Origin of the sequence: Rhodoferax potami (genome assembly GCF_032193765.1) — a bacterium.
GTDB lineage: Bacteria > Pseudomonadota > Gammaproteobacteria > Burkholderiales > Burkholderiaceae_C > Allorhodoferax > Allorhodoferax potami.
Genome location: NZ_JAVBIJ010000001.1, coordinates 3,620,498 through 3,645,470, shown reverse-complemented (window position 1 = coordinate 3,645,470; position 24,973 = coordinate 3,620,498). Strand labels below are relative to the sequence as shown.

11 protein-coding genes are annotated in these 24,973 nt (G+C 59.6%); 4 read left to right on the top strand and 7 right to left on the bottom strand.

The features are described from left to right. The first annotated feature begins 28 nt into the window (after positions 1 to 28). A complete protein-coding gene (locus tag RAE21_RS17515) occupies positions 29 to 8,803 on the top strand; it encodes a Calx-beta domain-containing protein (RefSeq protein ID WP_313882460.1) in 8,775 nt (2,924 codons plus the stop codon). Between the two features lie 85 nt (positions 8,804 to 8,888). Here the strand turns inward: RAE21_RS17515 and istB are convergent, their stop codons facing one another. Beyond that, entirely contained in the window at positions 8,889 to 9,716 is an 828-nt protein-coding gene (istB, locus tag RAE21_RS17510) for an IS21-like element helper ATPase IstB (protein ID WP_313879687.1), read from the bottom strand. After that, a complete protein-coding gene (gene istA / locus RAE21_RS17505) occupies positions 9,713 to 10,786 on the bottom strand; it encodes an IS21 family transposase (protein WP_428984048.1) in 1,074 nt (357 codons plus the stop codon). Before istA ends, istB begins: the two co-directional genes overlap by 4 nt. Before the next feature lie 147 nt (positions 10,787 to 10,933). Between istA and RAE21_RS17500 the strand changes: the two genes are divergently transcribed. Next, on the top strand, positions 10,934 to 12,925 hold the full coding sequence (locus RAE21_RS17500) for a type I secretion C-terminal target domain-containing protein (protein WP_313882459.1): 1,992 nt from the start codon (positions 10,934 to 10,936) through the stop codon (positions 12,923 to 12,925). A gap of 82 nt (positions 12,926 to 13,007) precedes the next feature. Here the strand turns inward: RAE21_RS17500 and RAE21_RS17495 are convergent, their stop codons facing one another. Together RAE21_RS17495 and RAE21_RS17490 are read right to left on the bottom strand one after the other, a co-directional pair. Beyond that, a complete protein-coding gene (locus RAE21_RS17495) occupies positions 13,008 to 14,933 on the bottom strand; it encodes an EAL domain-containing protein (protein ID WP_313882458.1) in 1,926 nt (641 codons plus the stop codon). Positions 14,934 to 14,956: 23 nt separating this feature from the next. Next, positions 14,957 to 15,568, bottom strand: a complete 612-nt coding sequence (locus RAE21_RS17490) for a transglutaminase-like cysteine peptidase (protein ID WP_313882457.1) — start codon at positions 15,566 to 15,568, stop codon at positions 14,957 to 14,959. Positions 15,569 to 15,831: 263 nt separating this feature from the next. Between RAE21_RS17490 and RAE21_RS17485 the strand changes: the two genes are divergently transcribed. Next, on the top strand, positions 15,832 to 17,673 hold the full coding sequence (locus RAE21_RS17485) for a TolC family outer membrane protein (RefSeq protein WP_313882456.1): 1,842 nt from the start codon (positions 15,832 to 15,834) through the stop codon (positions 17,671 to 17,673). 102 nt (positions 17,674 to 17,775) lie between these two features. Here the strand turns inward: RAE21_RS17485 and ssb are convergent, their stop codons facing one another. Both ssb and RAE21_RS17475 read right to left on the bottom strand, forming a co-directional pair. Continuing rightward, complete coding sequence (gene ssb, locus RAE21_RS17480) at positions 17,776 to 18,276, bottom strand: single-stranded DNA-binding protein (protein WP_313882455.1); 501 nt, start codon at positions 18,274 to 18,276, stop codon at positions 17,776 to 17,778. 24 nt (positions 18,277 to 18,300) lie between these two features. Beyond that, positions 18,301 to 19,488 carry an MFS transporter gene (locus RAE21_RS17475; protein WP_313882727.1) on the bottom strand — a complete coding sequence of 396 codons (1,188 nt, stop codon included), beginning with the start codon at positions 19,486 to 19,488 and terminating at the stop codon, positions 18,301 to 18,303. 131 nt (positions 19,489 to 19,619) lie between these two features. Here RAE21_RS17475 and uvrA point away from each other — a divergent pair, with 131 nt between their 5' ends. Beyond that, the gene (gene uvrA, locus RAE21_RS17470; protein WP_313882454.1) at positions 19,620 to 22,616 is read left to right on the top strand and encodes an excinuclease ABC subunit UvrA; all 2,997 of its coding nucleotides are present in this window, start codon (positions 19,620 to 19,622) and stop codon (positions 22,614 to 22,616) included. A gap of 98 nt (positions 22,617 to 22,714) precedes the next feature. Here uvrA and RAE21_RS17465 read toward each other — a convergent pair whose 3' ends face one another. Further along, positions 22,715 to 24,700: a sigma-54-dependent Fis family transcriptional regulator gene (locus RAE21_RS17465; protein WP_313882453.1), complete on the bottom strand. Its 1,986-nt coding sequence runs from the start codon at positions 24,698 to 24,700 to the stop codon at positions 22,715 to 22,717. Positions 24,701 to 24,973 lie beyond the last annotated feature (273 nt).

Genomic DNA, 24,973 nt, shown 5'->3' with positions numbered 1-24,973 from the left:
ATTCAATGCTGATTCTGGAGTTTTTGACATGGCTACATCCCAAGTTTCCGCCCAAGCCCGTGGCGTCGTCGTAATTTTGCAAGGCAACGCATGGGTCGTATCTCCGGACGGAACTAAGCGTGCCATCAAGGTCGGCGACGAAATCCAAGAGGGTCAAGTCGTCATCACCGAGAACGGGACTCGCTTAGAGTTGGCTTTGCCCAATGGGCAAGCCATCAGCTTGGAAGCTGGCAGAGAGCTGTTGATCGACGCCAATCTGCTGGGATTGAGCCCTACCGATGCCACTGAAGCCGCCTTACGGGACCTGAATAGCGGTTCAGCAGCCATTGAACAAATCATTGCGTCAGGCGGAGACCTGAGCACACAGCTCGAAGCGACCGCGGCCGGCCTCTCCGGCGGTGATGCCAGTGACTCTCATAGCTTCGTCCGCGTCATGCGGATCAATGAGTCCCTGGGTACAGCATCCATTGATCGCGACGCTGACACCCAAGAAACAGTCTTTGTGCAAGAGAACGCCGCCACGCCTGCGGCACCAAGCATTGCTGGCATTAGCAGCACAAGTCAAACAGAAGGCAATACGCTCGTTTTCAACGTCGCGCTCTCCAGCGTCACGACATCGGCCAGTACATATCCTTTTTCGCTCGGAGGTGGTACAGCGAGCTCGGCGGACTTGGGGACATTGAGCTTTAGCAACGGCGTCATATTCAATGCAGCTGCCGGGACCATCACCGTCCCGCCTGGAGTAAGCAACTTCACCGTATCGGTCCCCACGGTCGACGACCCCCAGTTTGAGGGTAACGAAACCGTGCCTATCACTATTGGCAGTGTCACAGGAACCGGCACCATCTTGGAAAGTGACGTTCCGTCGTTAGCTATCAACAGCGTTCGAATTGACGAAGCATCAGGGACTGTCTTTTTTACGGTCACTCGAACTGGCGACTTGAGTCAAGTTGCTTCTGTTGACTTCAGCAGCACCAACGGTAGCGCAGGAGCCGCAGATTTCACGATCGCACCAGGAACGGTCACGTTTGCGCCAGGTGAAGCTACTCGCACGATTGCAGTAGCCGTCACCAATGACGGGGTCCTAGAAGGAGCAGAAACCTTTAACGTCAATTTAAGTAACCCTGTGGGCGCAACCATCGCTGTTGCTACAGGCACGGGCACCATTGTTGACGATGGCAGCACAGGCATTACAGATGACGACCGCCCGGTGTTCAACATGGGCAGCGACTTCACGATCAACGAAGACGCTGGAACGATCACTTTCACTGTTACAAAAACAGGCGCAACCAACTTGCCCGCAACGGTGAACTTCAACACGGTCAATGGCACTGCTATCGCAGGTACAGACTATGTTGCAACATCAGGCTCACTCACGTTTGCGCCAGGTGAGACTAGCAAAACGGTGACGGTATCAATCCTTGATGACGCTCTTCTGGAAGGTACAGAGACCTTCAGCGTTCAAATTAGTGCACCTATAAATGCGACGATTGGCGATGACACGCAAACATTAAACCTGCAAGACGAGGCCACCCCCGGCCCAGAGGACACGGTCTCCGTCTCCCTCACCGGTCCTGCCTCCGTCACTGAGGGTCAGTCCGCCTCCGGCTATACCGTCACTCTCAGCCAGGCCGCCGTCACCCCCGTCACTGTCGCTTTGACATACTCCGGCACCGCCACCGATGGCTCCGACTACACCCGTGTGGTCAATGTGACTGTCCCCGCAGGCGCCACTTCTGCCACCTTCGACCTCACCACCCTCGATGACGCTTTGGCCGATAACGGCGAGACCATCGTCGTGGAATTGGGCGCCATCTCCGGTGGCGGCTTTGAGGCGATCTCCGCCAACCCCGCTGCCAGCTCTGTCACTACCACCATCAATGATGATGTGACTCCCGGCGGCCCCGGCACCCCCGGCCCAGAGGACACGGTCTCCGTCTCCCTCACCGGTCCTGCCTCCGTCACTGAGGGTCAGTCCGCCTCCGGCTATACCGTCACTCTCAGCCAGGCCGCCGTCACCCCCGTCACTGTCGCTTTGACATACTCCGGCACCGCCACCGATGGCTCCGACTACACCCGTGTGGTCAATGTGACTGTCCCCGCAGGCGCCACTTCTGCCACCTTCGACCTCACCACCCTCGATGACGCTTTGGCCGATAACGGCGAGACCATCGTCGTGGAATTGGGCGCCATCTCCGGTGGCGGCTTTGAGGCGATCTCCGCCAACCCCGCTGCCAGCTCTGTCACTACCACCATCAATGATGATGTGACTCCCGGCGGCCCCGGCACCCCCGGCCCAGAGGACACGGTCTCCGTCTCCCTCACCGGTCCTGCCTCCGTCACTGAGGGTCAGTCCGCCTCCGGCTATACCGTCACTCTCAGCCAGGCCGCCGTCACCCCCGTCACTGTCGCTTTGACATACTCCGGCACCGCCACCGATGGCTCCGACTACACCCGTGTGGTCAATGTGACTGTCCCCGCAGGCGCCACTTCTGCCACCTTCGACCTCACCACCCTCGATGACGCTTTGGCCGATAACGGCGAGACCATCGTCGTGGAATTGGGCGCCATCTCCGGTGGCGGCTTTGAGGCGATCTCCGCCAACCCCGCTGCCAGCTCTGTCACTACCACCATCAATGATGATGTGACTCCCGGCGGCCCCGGCACCCCCGGCCCAGAGGACACGGTCTCCGTCTCCCTCACCGGTCCTGCCTCCGTCACTGAGGGTCAGTCCGCCTCCGGCTATACCGTCACTCTCAGCCAGGCCGCCGTCACCCCCGTCACTGTCGCTTTGACATACTCCGGCACCGCCACCGATGGCTCCGACTACACCCGTGTGGTCAATGTGACTGTCCCCGCAGGCGCCACTTCTGCCACCTTCGACCTCACCACCCTCGATGACGCTTTGGCCGATAACGGCGAGACCATCGTCGTGGAATTGGGCGCCATCTCCGGTGGCGGCTTTGAGGCGATCTCCGCCAACCCCGCTGCCAGCTCTGTCACTACCACCATCAATGATGATGTGACTCCCGGCGGCCCCGGCACCCCCGGCCCAGAGGACACGGTCTCCGTCTCCCTCACCGGTCCTGCCTCCGTCACTGAGGGTCAGTCCGCCTCCGGCTATACCGTCACTCTCAGCCAGGCCGCCGTCACCCCCGTCACTGTCGCTTTGACATACTCCGGCACCGCCACCGATGGCTCCGACTACACCCGTGTGGTCAATGTGACTGTCCCCGCAGGCGCCACTTCTGCCACCTTCGACCTCACCACCCTCGATGACGCTTTGGCCGATAACGGCGAGACCATCGTCGTGGAATTGGGCGCCATCTCCGGTGGCGGCTTTGAGGCGATCTCCGCCAACCCCGCTGCCAGCTCTGTCACTACCACCATCAATGATGATGTGACTCCCGGCGGCCCCGGCACCCCCGGCCCAGAGGACACGGTCTCCGTCTCCCTCACCGGTCCTGCCTCCGTCACTGAGGGTCAGTCCGCCTCCGGCTATACCGTCACTCTCAGCCAGGCCGCCGTCACCCCCGTCACTGTCGCTTTGACATACTCCGGCACCGCCACCGATGGCTCCGACTACACCCGTGTGGTCAATGTGACTGTCCCCGCAGGCGCCACTTCTGCCACCTTCGACCTCACCACCCTCGATGACGCTTTGGCCGATAACGGCGAGACCATCGTCGTGGAATTGGGCGCCATCTCCGGTGGCGGCTTTGAGGCGATCTCCGCCAACCCCGCTGCCAGCTCTGTCACTACCACCATCAATGATGATGTGACTCCCGGCGGCCCCGGCACCCCCGGCCCAGAGGACACGGTCTCCGTCTCCCTCACCGGTCCTGCCTCCGTCACTGAGGGTCAGTCCGCCTCCGGCTATACCGTCACTCTCAGCCAGGCCGCCGTCACCCCCGTCACTGTCGCTTTGACATACTCCGGCACCGCCACCGATGGCTCCGACTACACCCGTGTGGTCAATGTGACTGTCCCCGCAGGCGCCACTTCTGCCACCTTCGACCTCACCACCCTCGATGACGCTTTGGCCGATAACGGCGAGACCATCGTCGTGGAATTGGGCGCCATCTCCGGTGGCGGCTTTGAGGCGATCTCCGCCAACCCCGCTGCCAGCTCTGTCACTACCACCATCAATGATGATGTGACTCCCGGCGGCCCCGGCACCCCCGGCCCAGAGGACACGGTCTCCGTCTCCCTCACCGGTCCTGCCTCCGTCACTGAGGGTCAGTCCGCCTCCGGCTATACCGTCACTCTCAGCCAGGCCGCCGTCACCCCCGTCACTGTCGCTTTGACATACTCCGGCACCGCCACCGATGGCTCCGACTACACCCGTGTGGTCAATGTGACTGTCCCCGCAGGCGCCACTTCTGCCACCTTCGACCTCACCACCCTCGATGACGCTTTGGCCGATAACGGCGAGACCATCGTCGTGGAATTGGGCGCCATCTCCGGTGGCGGCTTTGAGGCGATCTCCGCCAACCCCGCTGCCAGCTCTGTCACTACCACCATCAATGATGATGTGACTCCCGGCGGCCCCGGCACCCCCGGCCCAGAGGACACGGTCTCCGTCTCCCTCACCGGTCCTGCCTCCGTCACTGAGGGTCAGTCCGCCTCCGGCTATACCGTCACTCTCAGCCAGGCCGCCGTCACCCCCGTCACTGTCGCTTTGACATACTCCGGCACCGCCACCGATGGCTCCGACTACACCCGTGTGGTCAATGTGACTGTCCCCGCAGGCGCCACTTCTGCCACCTTCGACCTCACCACCCTCGATGACGCTTTGGCCGATAACGGCGAGACCATCGTCGTGGAATTGGGCGCCATCTCCGGTGGCGGCTTTGAGGCGATCTCCGCCAACCCCGCTGCCAGCTCTGTCACTACCACCATCAATGATGATGTGACTCCCGGCGGCCCCGCCACCCCCGGCCCAGAGGACACGGCAAACCTGTCGTTATCCGGTCCAACAGACATCACCGAAGGTTCGACTGCTACGTACACGTTGACTGTGGACAAAGCCCCTGCAACCGACTTGGTAGTGAGCGTAGTAACTAACCACATCACTACAAATGATGGGGACTTAGTCCCGGTATCAAGGACAGTAACAATCGCGGCAGGAACCACAACAGCAACATTCGTTGTTACAACGCTGGACGATGCGGTGTCAGATACTGGCGAACAGTTCAGGGTATTGATTACCGGCTCAACCGGCGGCGGATATGAGAACCTTGCTGTGGGCAACAGTTCTATCACGACCACCATTACCGACAATGACAACCCACCAGTCAATGGCGTTCCTGCAGCACAATCCACCAACGAAGACACCACCCGCGTCTTCAGCACCGCCAACAACAACGCACTGTCGGTGTCTGATGTCGATGGCGGCACTCTGAGCACTACGGTGGCCGTCACTAACGGCACCCTGACTGCCGTGGCCTTTGCCGGCGCCACCATCACCAACAATGGCTCCGGCTCTGTGACGATCACCGGCACTGCAGCAGCTATTAACGGTGCGTTGAATGGCTTGAGCTTCGCGCCCACTGCCGACTACAACGGCGGCGCAACGCTGACGCTGACCACCACCGACGGCACCTTCAGCGACACCGATACGGTCGCCATCAATGTGGCCTCCATTGCCGATATCGTCGCCGACGCGGTCTCCACCAATGAAGACACCGCCATCAGCTTTAACCCCATCACCGGCACCAATGGCGCCAGTGCGGACAACTTCGAAGGCGCCAATCCTCAGATCACCGCGATCAACGGCACCGCCATCGCAGTGGGTGGCTCTGTCGCTGTGACCAATGGCTCTGTCAGCCTGGCTGCAGGCAATGTCCTCACGTTCACACCGGCTACAAACTTCAACGGCACCGTGCCTGTGTTCTCCTACACCGTCACCTCCGGTGGCGTCTCCGAAACCGCTAACGTCTCCGTCAATGTCATCGCCGTCAATGACCCACCAGTCAATGGCGTTCCTGCAGCACAATCCACCAACGAAGACACCACCCGCGTCTTCAGCACCGCCAACAACAACGCACTGTCGGTGTCTGATGTCGATGGCGGCACTCTGAGCACTACGGTGGCCGTCACTAACGGCACCCTGACTGCCGTGGCCTTTGCCGGCGCCACCATCACCAACAATGGCTCCGGCTCTGTGACGATCACCGGCACTGCAGCAGCTATTAACGGTGCGTTGAATGGCTTGAGCTTCGCGCCCACTGCCGACTACAACGGCGGCGCAACGCTGACGCTGACCACCACCGACGGCACCTTCAGCGACACCGATACGGTCGCCATCAATGTGGCCTCCATTGCCGATATCGTCGCCGACGCGGTCTCCACCAATGAAGACACCGCCATCAGCTTTAACCCCATCACCGGCACCAATGGCGCCAGTGCGGACAACTTCGAAGGCGCCAATCCTCAGATCACCGCGATCAACGGCACCGCCATCGCAGTGGGTGGCTCTGTCGCTGTGACCAATGGCTCTGTCAGCCTGGCTGCAGGCAATGTCCTCACGTTCACACCGGCTACAAACTTCAACGGCACCGTGCCTGTGTTCTCCTACACCGTCACCTCCGGTGGCGTCTCCGAAACCGCTAACGTCTCCGTCAATGTCATCGCCGTCAATGACCCACCAGTCAATGGCGTTCCTGCAGCACAATCCACCAACGAAGACACCACCCGCGTCTTCAGCACCGCCAACAACAACGCACTGTCGGTGTCTGATGTCGATGGCGGCACTCTGAGCACTACGGTGGCCGTCACTAACGGCACCCTGACTGCCGTGGCCTTTGCCGGCGCCACCATCACCAACAATGGCTCCGGCTCTGTGACGATCACCGGCACTGCAGCAGCTATTAACGGTGCGTTGAATGGCTTGAGCTTCGCGCCCACTGCCGACTACAACGGCGGCGCAACGCTGACGCTGACCACCACCGACGGCACCTTCAGCGACACCGATACGGTCGCCATCAATGTGGCCTCCATTGCCGATATCGTCGCCGACGCGGTCTCCACCAATGAAGACACCGTCATCAGCTTTAACCCCATCACCGGCACCAATGGCGCCAGTGCGGACAACTTCGAAGGCGCCAATCCTCAGATCACCGCGATCAACGGCACCGCCATCGCAGTGGGTGGCTCTGTCGCTGTGACCAATGGCTCTGTCAGCCTGGCTGCAGGCAATGTCCTCACGTTCACACCGGCTACAAACTTCAACGGCACCGTGCCTGTGTTCTCCTACACCGTCACCTCCGGTGGCGTCTCCGAAACCGCTAACGTCTCCGTCAATGTCATCGCCGTCAATGACCCACCAGTCAATGGCGTTCCTGCAGCACAATCCACCAACGAAGACACCACCCGCGTCTTCAGCACCGCCAACAACAACGCACTGTCGGTGTCTGATGTCGATGGCGGCACTCTGAGCACTACGGTGGCCGTCACTAACGGCACCCTGACTGCCGTGGCCTTTGCCGGCGCCACCATCACCAACAATGGCTCCGGCTCTGTGACGATCACCGGCACTGCAGCAGCTATTAACGGTGCGTTGAATGGCTTGAGCTTCGCGCCCACTGCCGACTACAACGGCGGCGCAACGCTGACGCTGACCACCACCGACGGCACCTTCAGCGACACCGATACGGTCGCCATCAATGTGGCCTCCATTGCCGATATCGTCGCCGACGCGGTCTCCACCAATGAAGACACCGCCATCAGCTTTAACCCCATCACCGGCACCAATGGCGCCAGTGCGGACAACTTCGAAGGCGCCAATCCTCAGATCACCGCGATCAACGGCACCGCCATCGCAGTGGGTGGCTCTGTCGCTGTGACCAATGGCTCTGTCAGCCTGGCTGCAGGCAATGTCCTCACGTTCACACCGGCTACAAACTTCAACGGCACCGTGCCTGTGTTCTCCTACACCGTCACCTCCGGTGGCGTCTCCGAAACCGCTAACATCTCCGTCAATGTCATCGCCGTCAATGACGCGCCTACCGTCGGATCCAGTAGTGCCAGTGTGTCGGAAGAAGGTCTCGCGGGAGGCATCCAAGATACCGCGGGCAACCCCAGCGATACAACAAACGCACGGAGCGTGAGCGGAACCATTGCGATTTCTGATATCGACAGCACACCGACGATCACACTCACGGCCCCTGCAGGAGTGCTAACTTCTGGTGGTGTGGCGGTGACATGGACAGGTAATGGAACCAGTGCTTCGCCACTCGTCGGCAGCGCATCCGGCGTCGAAGTGTTGCGGGCCACCATTGACAATACCGGTAACTACACGATCACTTTGTCCAAGGCGATCGATCACCCCACCGGTGGTAATGAAAACATCAGATCACTGAACATCGGCGTAACAGCGACGGACCCTGGATCTCCGTCAGCAACAGCAACAGGCACCATCACACTCAATATTGAAGACGATGCGCCGGCCGCTGTTGCCAGCACACGCGTAGTGACGTTGCCTGCCATCAACACCAACATCGAACTGATCCTCGACGTTTCCGGCAGCATGGGGTCCGCTGTAGGCAACACCACGCGACTGCAGATCATGAAAGATTCCGTTGCGCTGTTGCTCGATCAGTACGACAACCTGGGCGACATCAAGGTACGTATCGTGACTTTCTCGGACGCAGCTGTGGCGAACAGTGCGGGTTGGGTATCAATTGCACAGGCAAAGACTTTTGTGAATGCTTTGACTGCCAATGGCGGCACCAATTACGATGCTGTCAAACGCAGTTTCGATTTGATACAGCTGTCGAACGCAAACGCGGCGTGGATTTGATACACCGTTGTGTGGGGCGATTGTCTGTTTTGTCTTTGCTTGTCTTTCAAGCAGTCAGTGGCTCGCCACTGACTGCTTGGCGCCCTTAGGCTGCCTGTTCCTCCTGTGTATCAAGGTGACTGCGTTTTCGTTTGAGTAGGGTATTGCTGCTGGCGGCAATCACACCGGCACGCCGCTTATCTTTCAGGCGATAGGAGTCTCCTGAAATCGGGACCACATGGGCGTGGTGGAGCAGTCGGTCAAGTAGCGCCGCTGTCAGCGTGGCATCGTCTGCAAACGTCTGGTCCCATTGCCCAAACGGCAGATTGGAGGTCAGGATGAGACTTCCCACTTCATAGCGTTTGGCAATGACTTGGAACAGAAGATTCGCCTGTTCCCGATTCATGGGAAGGTACCCGACCTCGTCAATGATCAACAGCCGGTAGGGACGCACGATGCGTTTGATAGCCTCTTCCAGGGTGTTCTGCCGTAGTGCCGTGCTCAGTGTCATCAGCAGATCTGCCGCCGTGATGAAACGCGTCTTGATTCCAGCCTGGGTTGCCCTGTAGCCCAAGGCGATGGCCAAGTGGGTTTTGCCCACCCCACTGGCGCCCAGCAAGACCACGTTCTCGCTGCGCTCCACGAAGGCCAGACTGCCAAGCTCCTGTACCAGGGGTTTGGGCACGCCGCTGGCAAACTGGAAGTCAAACTCATCAAGCGTCTTGATGGCGGGGAAGCCCGCTATGCGCGTGAGCATGGCGCGTGTTCTCTCCACTCTGGCTAGAGCCTCGCCACGCAAGGCTTGCTCCAGGAACTCCAGGTACCCCAGCTCTTTCTTGGCCGCCATTTGCCCCAAGTGGGCAAGCTGATCGGGTAAGTTGAGCAGGCGCAGCTGATCACACAGTTCACGCAGTCTTTCCATTTGCAGGCTCATGGTCGTCCTCCTGCTGAGGCTTGGTTGTGCACCAGCGTGTCATACATCGCCAGAGGATGCTGCAGGCCTCGCCATGCCGCGGCTGGAATTGGCCGGACTGCTGCGCCGCTACCGGTGACTTTTTGCAATTGACGCACTGTTCGCCCACTGTAGGCGCTGGGGATGGCCAGCAGATGTGTGCGCTCCTGTTGCAAAGCCAGTGCCGGCACACACCCAGTGGTTCCGTGGATCCGCACATTGGCAACGTCACGCAGCCAGGTGCGCATTTCCCGATTGGCTGTGTCCGCGTCCACCACCAAGCATTGCTGCTTCATACTCGCCACCAATGGCACCCAGAAGCTGCGCCGGATGTAGCCATTCATGCGTTCGACTTTGCCCTTGGTCTTGGCCCGATAGGGCTTGCACACCCGCGGCACAAAGCCATGGTGGTGCGCAAAGTCAGCAAAGGCACCCTGGAACTGGTGCAGGTTCTTGCCGTAGGCGTCACGCTTGAGGATGACGGTCTTCATGTTGTCGTACAGCACTTCACGGGTGACTCCACCAAAGCTCTCGAACGCCCTGACATGGCACGCCAGTAGTGTCTCCAGCTTCATGTCTGTGACAAACTCCGCGAAGGTCGCCCGGCTGTGGCCAAGCGTTGCCACAAACGCCGCCAACATGCCGTCTTTATGCCCAGACTTGCGGAACTCGATCCAGTCCATCTGCATTTGCTCACCGGGCTGGGTCTCGAACCGCACAACCGGATCCGGGCGCGCCTGTGGACGCAACTCCTTGAGGTACTCCTGCAGGATGCGCACGGAGCCCGTATACCCCTGTGCGGCAATCTCACGCTGCAGCACCGTTGCGGGAATCCAATCAGGCTTGGCCGCCTGAATACGTCCAGCCAAGTAGTCCTTGAATGGATCGAGCTTGCTTTTACGTTCCGGCAGTTTCTTCATGGCCGGCGGACCGCCCTCCAAATACTTACGCACCGTGTTGACTGCCATTCCAGTTTGCGCCGATATCTCGCGCAAGCTCAGCCTGTGCTTCCTTAAAACCTTGAGTTCCATGTACTCCTCGTTCGTAATCATTGCCAGTCCCATCCATGGTTCGGATGGCTTGGCACGTTAGTCGAGGTGTATCAATTCCTCACCGCGTTTGCGTGTCATTTTCATACTGCGCGTGACAATGCGGCCATTTCCACAGCACAGACCTCCTGGACGACCCCAGGAAAGTTGGTGAATGCACAAAACGTTAGCTATTTCCTGACGGACGGTGCGCCTACCGCAGGTCAAGAAATGGGCGCTGCTGATGAAGCGATTTGGACAGACTTCTTGAATCGCAACGACATCAACTCGTTTGCGTACGGCATGGGTACAGGTGCAACCCAAGCGAATTTGGATCCGATTGCTTACAACGGTTTAGGCGCCGGCAACAACACAGCGGGCGTGGTGGTGGCAGACATTACCCAATTGCCTCCAATTCTGCGTGACTCCATCCTCACACCATCTGGTGGCGATATTGTTACCGGTGGACTGGGCGAAGGCTCCGGTCTCGGTGCCGATGGCGGCTTCTTGCGGAGCGTCACAATCGATGGAACTACGTACACCTACGACCCTGCTGGCAACGGGACTATCACCACGAGCGGCACCAATCGCGGCACGTTTGACACATCAACCAACACCATGACGATCTCTACCACTGCGGGTGGCAAGTTCGTAGTGGATATGGACAATGGCCTGTACACCTATACGCCGCCTGTATCAACATCGACTACCTTCAACGAATCGATTGGCTTTTCGCTGCAAGATCAGGATGGAGATACCGCTGGCAACACACTCACCATTACGGTCAACCCTCCGGGAACAGCTCCGGCATCTGCCATCGACACGGGATTGACGCTAACCCTGTCTACGACGACCGCTGCAGTTGCAACTTCCGGCTTGCATGGCGAGTACTACGGTTACAACGAGACCGCGAATATTGCAGGTAACAACTACCAGGCAGGAGACACTACGGTAGGGAACGCTGACCGTGTTGCAGATCTCAACACCATCATTAACTTGCGGGAAGGCAGCACCATCGTCGGCTCCGGGCGGACAGCCAGTGCTGCGGCTTCTGATGCAACATGGAATGCAACCAACCTGACCTACGGGGCGTCACCCACAGTCACCGGCAATTTGGGCACTAACCCCAACATCGCCAGCGGTGGTACGGCGGTTACATCAGGCGCGCTGTACAACTTCCTTGGCGCAGGCAATGCCGGAAGCAACGCAGGCACACTGCAAACTACCAGCAGTTTTGGCAACACAACGGATTCGATGCTGCGCTTTGCGGGCTCTGCCTACTTTGCGGCTGGGAACTATGACTTCCGGGTGCTTGCTGACGACGGCTTCAGCATTCGAATCGACGGAGTTACTGTTTTCGAGTTCAACGACATTCAATCGCCCACCACACGCACGTCAACACCTATCGCAATTGGTGAGGGCATGCACACGATTGAAATCCTGTACTGGGAACAAGGCGGCAACGCTGCATTGCAAGTTGCCTACAGACCGACAGGCTCTGCAACGTTTAACAGCCTCAGTCTCGACAACTTGGCCATGTTCCAAAGTACAGAATTGCCTGTGCTGTCGGATCTCCAAGATATCGTCGAAAGCCCTACTAACGGTCAGTACCTGATCCGCACCGGCCAAGAAGTTACCGGCTCTGGCTCTAATGACACGATTACCGGCAGCGCCGGCAGGGATCGAATTCATGGAGGTGATGGCAACGACACCATCAGCGCAGGTACGGGTGCTGACTGGATGGAAGGCGGCCGAGGCAATGACACCTTAACTGGTGGCGCTGGTTCAGACACATTCCGCTGGCAGTTGTCAGACCGTGGAATCACCGGCCAACCTGCGGTGGACACGATTACGGATTTCGATGTCACATCAGCGAAGTCTGGCGGTGATGTACTGGACCTGCGAGATCTACTGCAAGGAGAAGCGGGGGTCAGCAACTTGCAGAACTACTTGGATTTCAATTCCGCAAACGGCTCCACTGTGATCCGGATCAGCACAACCGGTGCATTTACCAATGGCACCTACAGCGCAGCTGCAGCGGACCAGGAAATCGTTTTGCAAGGCGTAGGTAACTTGCGGACATCACTGGGCTTGGCAACCAACGCCACTGATACGCAGGTAATTCAAGAGCTCATCAATCGCGGTAAGCTCATCACAGACTGACTCGACCTCGGCAGCTAAAAGGCCTCAGAGACAAACGTCTCTGAGGCCTTTTTTTATATAGTGCGCTTACTCGGAAATGTGATCAGGTAGACGGGGCATCTTTCACTGCAGGCCCGGTTGCACCATCAAAGCCCAAGGACTTCAACGCGTCGATCTCAGCATCGGTCGAAACACCCTCAGCCAAGACCACGAGTCCAATGTTGTGAGCAATACCGCAAAGACCTTTCAGGAAGGCTGCGTTACCCACGTTGGAATCTACGCCGCGAACGAAACTCGAGTCCACCTTCAAATAGTCGAGCCCCAAGTCATGCAACTGCCCGATTTGGCTGAAGCGGTGACCAAAGTGCTCCAAACCCACGTGGCAGCCGTACAACTTCAGTTGCGGACATAGTGCCCGGAATGCCTCCAAATGTTTGAATGCCCCCTCTTCTGCGACTTCAAGCCAGAGCCGATCAGCGGCTCCTGCACTTTGGCGAACCAAAGCAATTAGCTTCGGGATAAAGGAACGGTCATCCAATGAGCTCGCGGAGAGATTGATGGCCAAGCCCGGAAGCGCAGGCGTCCGCGCAAGATCTTGCAACCCAAGCTCCACCGCCTTGAGGTCCAAATCAGCGGTCAACTTCAGTCGCTCTGCAATCGGTAAAAAACGCCCGGCCGGCAACCACTCTCCGCGCTCGTCAAACATCAAGCGCAAAGGGCACTCGCGGTGCGATAGACCGCCAGACATGGTCATTACGGGGAAAGAAATGAGGCGCACCCAGCCATGCTCCAAAGCACGTCGGATCATGATGGCCCACTGGTCTGCAGTGCGTGGCAAATCATCATCTGTCGATACGCGAGCCTCTTGAACACTGTTCGCCTGGGAGGCCTCTGCAGTCGCCAGCGCACTGTCGATCCGCGCCAGAAGCTCACCGATGTTTTCGCCCTGGCTGAAACGTCCATAGCCCACTGCTGCTGTATTTCCACCCTCCACAAAGGGCGCAGCCTCTTTAATCAGTACTTGGATGAGTCGGCTTGCGAGCTCTTGCCCCTCCACCTTGGCTGGCACCAAAAGCGCAAAATCAGCACCGTTCAGTCGGGCAGGCACGCTCTCTGAGTGGGCTTCGGCTACCCGCTTGAGGACATGTCCGGTCAACTTCAAGAAGTCGTCCGTCGCTGCACGCCCCAGACGCCGGTTGATACCCGCCAGATCCGCCAAACGAACCATCAACAGCAAGCCACCTGAAGAGTCTTCCGCGTCCATGCTTTGACGCAATCGCGCCATGAAATAAGCTCGATTAGCCAATCCGGTCAAGCTATCAAAGTTAGCCTCCTGCCTGACTTGCTCAAGGCGAAGGGCTTCATCGTCAAACATCGACTTCAAGCGCCCGACCGTTGCATTCATCGCGCTGGCGAGCTGCTTCAGCTCTGGTACCTTGGGCTCCTCCACCGTGACGAAGCGTCGCTGCGTAATAGCCGTCGCTTGTTCGATCACCGTGTCTAAAGGTCGCCGCAAGCGCCCCAACACCGAGCTCCCCAGCCAGCCGCCGACCAATCCCGCCAAAGCGAGTGCCAGTGTCATGTCACACGCACTTTTCCACAAAGCGCCATAAGCAAAACGGCTATGGCTGATCAGCGTAACCGTGCCGAACTGCTTCCAGCCATTGGATATCTGCGCCTGCCCTGGAGCCGATTGAATCGGAAGCAATGCCGCAAACCATGCGGGTGCATCGAACTCTCCCTGTGGCGCAATCCGCTCCGAAATCACATTGCCTGTCGGATCCAACACACGCACAAGTTGGTAGTGCCCACTATCAAACAACGACGCAGACACCAAATCCACACTCACAGGATCCGGATCACTCTGACTCAAAGCAAGCGCCAGAGCAGTAGCATTGTCGGTATTCTTGATCGCCAGTTGCGACTCCAGATAGCCCCGCGCCGAGAGCAGTGATGCCAACAGGCCCCCACCAAGGGCCAGCAACATGCTGGCAATAATCGCCAGCCACAGTTGTCGGTACATAGACATGGGTGTTTCCTCTTCCTACTAAATTACTCAAAGCCTTCGGCCTTAGCCCGGCGTAACAAATCTTCCCAGCGCGACAAACGCCCGGTGCCCTCCGCAGCAGGGCTCGCGCCCGCAGCCCCGGTAAAAACGCCCGTACTGTTAAAACTAAACACCGGAACCAAATCCGGGCGACGCGAGGCCGGTTTGATCTCACCGACCAAGTTATCCATCACCAAAGGTTCTGCGTCCGGCGAGGCATAAAAGGCCAACACCATGTGCGCTTGTGTTGCATCAGACGTTCCAGTCTTGGCGCGCACGTAGATAAATCGGAGCTTGTCGGGCGCCACCCCGATCTGAAGGAGTGTGAAGTACTTGGCAATAGCGAAGTCTTCGCAATCTCCGGCACCACGCCCCAGCGTTTCGACAGGCGTCGCCCAATAATCGGTTTGCCCCCACACGGCCGTGTCTTCGCTGAACTGCACCTGTTGATTCACGAAACTGTTGACGCGCTTGAGACGCTCTGTGTCCCCCAGATCGGTCAACGTGGGGAGCAATTTGCGCCACGCATCGAATCGGGGTTGGGCAGCCGCACCCCAACGTTGCAAGAACGAAGCCTGAACCGTATCAATGCCAGCCCCCACCTGAACGCTCAACATCGCCGCGCCCAAAAGCACCCAAAGTAACAGTCGTTGCGCAAGCAGCTGACCGCCGGCACCAAAAACCATTAATTTGTTAAAGACGATGCACATTAAGAAAAAATAAAAAAACGGGCGTTTATCACAGAATGGCTAGTCACATTTTGGCCCAAAGGGTTAAAATTGCAAGCAGTACCAGACTTCGTTAGCATTTGTAACAGCACCTTGTTTTTGATTACGACGCCCCTAGTCACCTGATGCCTAGGCCAGAAAGCCGAAAAAAAATGACATATCGCACTCCGTTGGCTCTTGCAATCGCCAGTATTTTCTTCACCGGTTTTTCCAATGCACAGCCTGCGACGCAGCTATCTACCGCGGTCGAGAAGGCAATCCTTGAAAACCCGGAAGTCAAACTCAAGCACAAGAACTTGATGGCCAGCTCCAATGAGCGCGCCGTTGCGGAAGGCGGATTCAAGCCGAGGATCGACTTGGAGGCTACTGTTGGTGAGAAATCCACGTTCTCCCCCGGCTTGTCTGGAGATCGCGCGTACTCCAACTCGACCGCTAGCTTGCAATTGCGGCAAACACTGTTTGACGGCTTTGCCACCGCAAGCGATGTGAGGCGTTTGGGCTACAGCCGCATGGCGGCTTACTACGACCTCTTGGCTAGCAGCGACAACATTGGCCTGGAAGCAGCACGCGCCTACCTGGACGTACAGCGCTTCCGTGAGCTGGTCGAGCTCGCCAAAGAAAACTACGCGAATCACTTTGATGTGTACACCCGGCTGGAAACGCGGGTCAAGGCGGGTGTCGGTCGTCGGGTGGACTTGGAACAAGCCTCCGGGCGCTTGGCCCTGGCCGAGTCCAACTGGCTGACGGAAGCATCCAACCTGCATGATGTTTCTTCGCGCTACCAGCGTTTAGTTGGAGAACAGCCCGCAGCGGACCTCAGCCCCATCCCTAACTTGACACCGTCGCTGCCAGCGCGCGAGAACTATGTGGGTAACGCTGTACGCGGTAACCCAGAGTTTCTGGGTGCGGTGTCCAACATCCGCGCATTCCGTGCAGATGCTGAATTGCGCAAGGCTGCAAACTACCCGACCCTGGAGTTCCGAGCGTCGCAGAGTTTTGAGACAAACCGCTCCGCAGTGACCGGCGACTACCGCGACTCTGCGGTTCAGCTGGTGCTGAACTACAACTTATACCGCGGCGGCTCTGACCAAGCTCGCATTCGCCAATACGTAGACAAGCTCAACGCCACTTACGATCTCCGCGACAAAGTCTGCCGGGACGTGCGCCAGACTGCCCGAATCGCGCTGAATGATGTGGCAAAGCTCGAGTCCCAAATCGGGTTCTTGAGCCAACACGAACTCTCCACGTCCAAGGCGCGTGAAGCCTACCGCCAGCAATTTGATATCGGCCAACGCTCATTGCTCGATCTGCTGGACACCGAAAACGAGTATTTCCAAGCACGCCGTGCGCTCGTCAATGCCGAATACGACCTGTCGCTCGCCAAAGCGCGAGTTCTGGGAGTGAACGGCACTTTGCTGAGTGCGCTTAAGCTGCGCCCCTTGGAAGTGAACGTCCCCGAGCAAAACGGTGGCACCGACGCCAACGACGACGCGATGCTGTGCGCCAGTGACCTAGGCCCCGACATCGTTCTAGACAAGAGCACGTTGCCAAAACCCACCTTGGCAACACCCGTAGCTGCGGTCGTCCCGGCACCGGCTCCCCTGCCAGTGCCCGTGGCACCTGCTGCACCCAACAAGGCTTTGTGTGATGCGGTAGCGCCTTCCGTTGAAAAGTGGATCGCATCGTGGAATAGCAAAGACATCAATGGCTATTTCAGCGCGTATTCCGACAGCTTTGTACCTGCACAAGGCCTGAGCCGTTCGCAGTGGGAAAACTTGCGTAAAAAGCGGGTGGGCAAGCAAGGTGGAATCTCCACCGTGCTGAAAAACATCACCCCCGCGCGCTGCGATGGCAAGACCACCGAAGTGTCTTTCACCCAAGAATACGGCTCCGAAGACTACCGCGATACCGTTGAGAAAACACTCTCGATGGAGTACGCGAACGGCGCCTGGAAAATCCTGAAGGAAACCGTCACCAAAGGCCGCACCTTTTAAGCCGCAGTCCTCCACGAAAAAAGCGACCCGAGGGTCGCTTTTTTTATGGGCATCACCAAGCGGCAGAGCCGCTGTTGCAAGCCAAACTCTGGTGACCGAGTCTTAAAACGGAATGTCGTCGTCCATATCGTCAAAGCCGCTGGCCGGGCGCGGGGCCGGCGCCTGGCGAGGCGCAGGGGCCGGAGCAGCAGCGCGCGGGGGCGGTGCCATGCGGCGGGGTGGTGGCGCACCCCCCTCATCGCCCGCATCCGAAGGACCGCCCATGCCTTCACGACCACCCAACAATTGCAGCTCGGTAGCCACGATATCGACCGTATTCTTTTCAATACCAGACTGGTCGGTGTATTTGCCGTATTTCAAACGCCCTTCGACATAGATCGGGCGACCTTTTTTAACGTACTCACCGGCGATCTCTGCCAAGCGGTCGTAAAACGTCACACGGTGCCATTGGGTATCTTCTACGGTTTCGCCCGTATTTCGGTCTTTGCGACGACTACTGGTGGCCACACTGACGTTCGCCACCGCCTGACCGGAGGGCAAGTAGCGGATTTCAGGATCGCGGCCGCAATTGCCGACCAGAATGACTTTATTGACGGATGCCATGGTTTTCTCCAGATTAGTCGCTGATTATCCCGCCTTTGCCGCAGGTTTAGCAGCAGGCGCCTCCATTCGCCACGCGACGAGCAGCCATGCCACCATGGCGCCACCACTGGCCACAAACAGGGCCTGAGCTCCGGCGGACTTGACTAACCAGCCGCCCAAAGCGCCCCCAGCAAAGAAACCCAGGGACTGCAAGGTGTTGTAAACCCCCAGTGCCGCACCACGGGCCGAGGCTGGCGCCGCCTTCGAGGCCAAGCTGGGCTGACTGGCCTCCAGCACATTGAAGCCACAAAAAAACACAAACAGGACAAGACCCATGGTCCAGATACTGGGCCCGGCCTGGGTGAGCAGCCATAGCGCCACTTGCACCACCGCAATCAGCCCAATGGCGGACAAAAACACCGCGCGCAGATAGCCTTTTTTCTCGAGCGGAAAGAGGGTGGCTCCCATAACGAAGAACGAGGCCAACACCGCCGGCAGATACACCTGCCAATGTTGATCGCGCGCCAATCCCGCTTGCACCAACATGGCAGGCAGCGCCACCCACATGGCCAGCTGCACCGCATGGAGTACAAAAACACCAAAATCCAATCTCAGCAAAGCAGGGTGGCGCAGGACGGCGAGCACACCGCTTCTGGCTTGGTCGACCTGCTGCAGTGGCGCTGGCGGTACCCACCAGATCACCACCGCGACCCCGCCCAGCGCCAACGCGGAGGTCAGGGCAAACAAGCCGTGCAAACCGATGTGGGCCGCGAGCAAGGGAGACAGCACCAGAGACACGGCAAACATCAACCCGATACTCGCCCCCACCAAAGCCATGGCTTTGGTACGCACGATGTCCCGGGTCTGGTCTGCCAACAAGGCAGTTACCGCTGCGGAGATAGCCCCTGCGCCTTGAAGTGCCCGGCCGGCTACCAGCCACTCCAGGGTAGGCGCCCACGCGGCCACAGCACTCCCCAGCGCAAACACCAGCAATCCAACCACCATCACCGGCTTGCGCCCGAACCGGTCGGAAGCCATGCCGAAGGGAATCTGCAACAAGCCCTGCGTCAGGCCATACACGCCCATCGCAATCCCCACCAGCGCCGCATCGTCCCCACCGGGGTATTTGCGGGCTTCCAGCGCGAATACCGGGAGCACCAGAAAAAGCCCCAGCATCCGCAACGCAAAAATCAGTGCCAGCGATGCACTGGAACGCCGCTCCAGCGGGGTCATGGTGGTGTCGGAATCAGTGGGGACGGACAAATCGGTCACTCTCAAGCGTTAAAGGGTGGCAGAAACCGGAGGGTGACGCCACAGCCCGACATTGTCTATCATGGCGGGTTACTCTTCCGGCGGCCACTCTCTTGAACTCCTCTTCTGACGACGGTAAATATCTCGCCCGCGCTTTGCAGCAGCAAAACATCAGTGTGCGGGGTGCGCGCACCCACAACCTGAAGAATATCGACATCGATATTCCGCGAAACCAGTTGGTGGTCATCACCGGCCTGTCGGGCTCGGGCAAGTCCAGCCTCGCGTTTGACACCCTCTACGCGGAGGGGCAGCGCCGCTATGTGGAGAGCCTCTCGACCTACGCGCGCCAGTTCCTGCAACTGATGGACAAGCCCGATGTGGACATGATCGAAGGGCTCTCGCCCGCCATCAGCATCGAGCAAAAAGCCACCAGCCACAACCCGCGCTCCACAGTGGGTACCGTCACCGAAATTCACGACTACCTGCGCCTGCTGTTCGCCCGCGCTGGCACCCCTTATTGCCCGGACCACGACCTGCCCCTGCAAAGTCAGACCGTCAGTCAGATGGTGGATGCCGTGCTGGCGCTGCCGGAAGACACCAAGCTGATGATTCTGGCGCCCGTGGCGCGGGAGAAGAAAGGGGAATTCCAGGACCTGTTTGCCCAGATGCAGGCGCAGGGCTATGTGCGATTCCGGCTCAATGGCAAGCCCTATGAAGCGGAAGACCTGCCTGAACTCAAAAAAACCGAGAAGCACGACATTGACGTAGTGGTCGACCGCATTAAGGTGCGGCAGGACCTCAAGCAACGGCTGGCCGAGAGCTTTGAGGCCGCCCTGCGCATTGCCAGCGGCCGCGCGATTGCGCTCGAAATGGACACGGGCGTGGAACACCTGTTCAACGCCAAGTTCGCATGCCCAGTGTGCAACTATTCGATCGCGGAGCTGGAGCCGCGGCTGTTTTCGTTCAACTCACCGGTCGGCGCCTGCACGACCTGTGACGGTTTGGGCCAACATGAGTTTTTTGATCCGGCCCGCGTGGTGGCCTTCCCCACGCTGAGCCTGGCCAGCGGCGCCATCAAAGGCTGGGACCGGCGCAACGGCTACTACTTCAGCATGCTGGAGAGCCTAGCCAAGCACTACGGGTTCGACATTGACGCCTCGTTTGAGAGCCTGCCGCACACGGTGCAGCACGCCATCCTGCAGGGCTCTGGCTCTGAGGAGATCAAGTTCAGCTACATCATGGATTCCGGCGCTTCTCAGGGCAAGAAGGTCACGAAAAAGCACCCCTTCGAGGGCATCATCCCCAACATGCAGCGCCGCTACCGGGAAACCGACTCTGCAGTCGTCCGGGAAGACCTGGGCCGCTTGCGCAGCACCCAGCCCTGCCCGGACTGCGGCGGCTCCCGCCTGCGCAAAGAAGCCCGCCATGTGAAGATCGGCGAAGGCACCGAGGCGCGTGCGATCTACGAGATCAGCCACGTCACGCTACGCGAAAGCTTTGAGTACTTCAACAGCCTGCAGATGCCGGGCGCGCGCGGCGAAATTGCAGCCAAGGTTATCCGCGAAATCGGCCTGCGCCTGAAGTTTTTGAACGACGTGGGTCTGAACTACCTGAGTCTAGACCGCAGTGCAGAAACACTTAGTGGCGGTGAGAGCCAGCGCATCCGCCTGGCCAGCCAGATCGGCTCGGGCCTGACCGGCGTGATGTATGTGCTTGATGAGCCCAGTATCGGCCTGCACCAGCGCGACAATGACCGCCTGATCGGCACGCTGCAACACCTGCGCGATATCGGCAACAGCGTGCTGGTGGTCGAGCACGACGAGGACATGATGCGCGCGGCCGACCATGTGATCGACATGGGCCTGGGCGCGGGCGTGCACGGTGGGCGGGTGATCGCCCAGGGCACGTTTGACGAGGTCAAAGCCACCCCGGCGTCGCTCACCGGCCAGTACCTGGCCAAGACCCTGCAAATTGAAGTGCCCAAGCGCCGCACCCCTTGGCTACCCGTGGTGGAAGAGGCCAAGCCGGTTGCCAAAGGTGCCGGCAAAGGCGCTCCCAGCAAGGCAGCATTGGCCTGGGCGGAGCGGCAGGCGCAGCACATTGCCACCCAAGGCGAACTGCAAGCCATCCGCATCACCGGCGCCACGGGGCACAACCTCAAACACGTGAGTGTGGACTTCCCGGTCGGCTTGCTGACCTGCGTGACCGGCGTGTCCGGCTCAGGCAAATCCACGCTGGTCAACAACACCTTGTACGCCGCGGTAGCGCGTCAGCTTTACCGCGCACACGACGAGCCGGCGGCGCATGAGAGCATCGATGGCATCCAGTATTTCGACAAGGTCATCAACGTCGACCAGTCGCCCATCGGCCGCACGCCGCGCTCCAACCCGGCCACCTACACCGGTCTGTTCACCCCTATTCGCGAGCTGATGGCGGAGGTGCCCACCGCGCGCGAACGGGGCTACGGCCCGGGCCGCTTCAGCTTCAACGTGGCCGGTGGCCGCTGCGAGGCTTGCCAAGGCGACGGTATGGTGAAAGTGGAGATGCACTTTTTGCCCGATGTGTATGTGCCCTGCGATGTGTGCGCCGGCCAGCGCTACAACCGCGAGACGCTGGAAGTGCTCTACAAAGGCAAGAACATCGCCCAGATTCTGGACATGACGGTGGAAGCTGCCTACGAGTTTTTGCACGCAGTGCCCACCATCGCCCGCAAGCTACAAACGCTGCTGGATGTAGGCCTGTCCTACATCCGCCTCGGGCAGGCTGCTACCACGCTATCCGGTGGCGAAGCACAGCGGGTGAAGCTGGCGCTGGAGCTATCCAAAAAAGACACCGGCCGCACGCTCTACATCCTGGACGAGCCCACCACCGGCCTGCACTTTGCCGACATTGCGCTGCTGCTCAAAGTGCTGCACCAGTTGCGCGATGCGGGCAACACCATCGTCATCATTGAACACAACCTGGACGTGATCAAAACCGCTGACTGGCTGATCGACATTGGCCCCGAAGGCGGCGCAGGTGGTGGCACCGTGGTCGGCGTGGGCACGCCGGAAGACATTGCCGCCAACCCGGCCAGCCACACGGGGCGCTATTTGAAGGCGCTGCTCTGAATCAGTATGTAGGCGCCTTCTTTGAACAAAACAAGGCTCTAGCCCTTATAAAACATGCGCAAGTAGCTACAAATTCAGTAGCAAATATTGGCGGCGAATCAAACGCCGGCAGCAGCCAGCTTGCGGTACAGCGTCTGCCGGCTGATGCCCAGCTGGCGAGCGGCCAGCGACACATTGCCGCGCGTGGCCTCCAAGGTCTGCTGAATGGCCACTTGCGAGAGTGCTTGCAAGCTCTGGGGCACCTGCATTGCCGCGGGCTGAGCCCCTAGTGGTGCAGTCCCTGCAGCCACTGCCGGGCCCGGGGAGCTCGCCGCCGCCACAGGCGCTACGGCTTGTAGCGCCTCCAGCAGGTCGTCGGGCATGTGCGCCCAGTCCAGCGTGTCTTCGCTGTCTTGCAACATCGCGCAGGCAGTGCGCAGCACGCTGGCGTATTGCCGCAAGTTGCCGGGCCACGGGTAGGCCGCCAGACGGCTGAGCAGCTCCGGGGCGACCTGCAGTGCCAGAGCGGGGCTCAGGTCGCTCAACAGCCGCTCGGTGAGTGCTGCGAAGTCACTGCGATCGCGCAGGGCAGGCAAGGTAACCGTCAGGCCGTTGATGCGGTAATACAGGTCGTGGCGGAACTTGCCATTGGCCGCCGCTTCCGCCAGCTTGCAATGGGTGGCGCACACTAGCGCAAAGTCCACCGCCACGGCTTTGCCTGCGCCCACCGGGGTCACGGTGCGCTCTTGCAACACGCGCAGCAAGCGAGTTTGCATGGTCAGCGGCATATCACCGATTTCGTCCAGAAACAAAGTGCCGCCGTGGGCCTCGCGCAAGCGGCCGGGGCTGCCCTCTTTGCGCGCACCGGTAAAAGCGCCCGCCACATAACCAAACAGCTCGGACTCGATCAGGCTCTCGGGGATAGCCCCGCAGTTAATGGCCACAAATGGGCCGTCACGGCGCGGGCCACTGGCGTGCAGGGCGCGGGCAAACATCTCTTTGCCTACCCCGGATTCCCCCTGTACCAGCAGCGGGATCGGCTTAGCCACGATGCGGCGCGCCTTGTCGGCGGCGCTGCGCCAGCGGGCATCGCCGGTGTCCAAGGCGCTCAGTGCGTCGACTCCGGGCCTAGCAGCAGGCGTGGCAACAGGCGATGCTGCGGCATAGCTGATGGCGGGCAGCACCGCAGGATCTACCTGAATCTGCGCGAACACGATAGCGCCGTTGTGCAGTCGCAGTTGCTGGGCTTGCAGAGGCCGGCGCTTGTGGCGGGAGAGCAGGTCGTCGAGCCGCACATCCAGCACCCGCTCCAGCAAGGTGGCACCGATGTCGCCGGTGTTGAGCCGCAGCAGCGCTAGGCCCACGCGGTTGGCGCCCACAATCCAGCCGTCGTCTGACAGCGCAATGATGCCTTCGGCCACACTGCCGATGCCCTCCGGGTGCGCGTGCAAATGCAGCCGGATATTGCGCTTACAGGTGGCCACCATGAGGCGGTTTTCAATCATGCGGGCGGCGGTGCTGACCAACCCCAAGGTGTGGGCGTGGCCATTGCGGTGGTCTCCGGAGATATCCAGAATGCCGCTTAACTCGCCGGTGGCCGACAAAATCGGCGAAGCCGCGCAAGTCAAGAAACCATTGCGCTCCAAGAAATGCTCCGAGCCATGGATCTCCACCGCACCGCGCTCCGCCAGCGCAGTGCCGATGGCGTTGGTGCCCCGGTGGCTTTCGTTCCAAGATGCACCGCTAGTCAGTGCCACCCGTTCGGCCTTGTCGACAAAATGCGGGTCGCCCAGGGTGTGCATCAACATGCCGGCGGAATCGGCCAGCACCACCACGCTCTGGCTTTGGCGCACCTGGTCAAACACATATTCCATGACCGGGCGCGAGTGGGCCAACAGCGCATGGTTACTTGCTAGCACATGGCGCAAATGGTGGGTGCTGGCATGTTCGGGTGAGACCCGGGCAGTGGGCGCCAAACCCGCCGCCATGCTGCGGTGCCACGAGCGAGCGAGCCGCTCATCCACGATACCGGCCGGGCACTGCCCGGTTTCCAAAAGCTGCTGTCGGGCCTGACGTAAGGCCAGCAAAGGGGAAGGTGATCGCACGTTGTCTCCTGCGCGGAGTCATGTCGCCCCGCTCTGCGTTTCAGTATGGGGGTTGTGCGCGCAGGGAGCAATGGCGCAGACCCTCAAAACTGTCCGAGTGTTCCATTTTGTGACACCTGTCACTGTGGCAAAGCGTGACAGCACAGGCTAGCGGACACTGGCGGACGAACTTGTAGACAGAAAAAACCCAATGAAATCAACGCTGGTCATGCGCACCTGCAGGTGGCACGCCTCTTGAGTCACAAGAGCACCTGCCGGAAGCCACTCCGCAGG

Coding starts and splice junctions, on each gene's coding strand:
- RAE21_RS17515 (WP_313882460.1), top strand. CDS start 29: ATGGCTACATCCCAAGTTTCCGCCCAAGCCCGTGGCGTCGTCGTAATT.
- istB (WP_313879687.1), bottom strand. CDS start 9,716: ATGAGCCTGCAAATGGAAAGACTGCGTGAACTGTGTGATCAGCTGCGC.
- istA (WP_428984048.1), bottom strand. CDS start 10,786: ATGATTACGAACGAGGAGTACATGGAACTCAAGGTTTTAAGGAAGCAC.
- RAE21_RS17495 (WP_313882458.1), bottom strand. CDS start 14,933: ATGTCTATGTACCGACAACTGTGGCTGGCGATTATTGCCAGCATGTTG.
- RAE21_RS17490 (WP_313882457.1), bottom strand. CDS start 15,568: ATGTTGAGCGTTCAGGTGGGGGCTGGCATTGATACGGTTCAGGCTTCG.
- RAE21_RS17485 (WP_313882456.1), top strand. CDS start 15,832: ATGACATATCGCACTCCGTTGGCTCTTGCAATCGCCAGTATTTTCTTC.
- ssb (WP_313882455.1), bottom strand. CDS start 18,276: ATGGCATCCGTCAATAAAGTCATTCTGGTCGGCAATTGCGGCCGCGAT.
- RAE21_RS17475 (WP_313882727.1), bottom strand. CDS start 19,488: ATGACCCCGCTGGAGCGGCGTTCCAGTGCATCGCTGGCACTGATTTTT.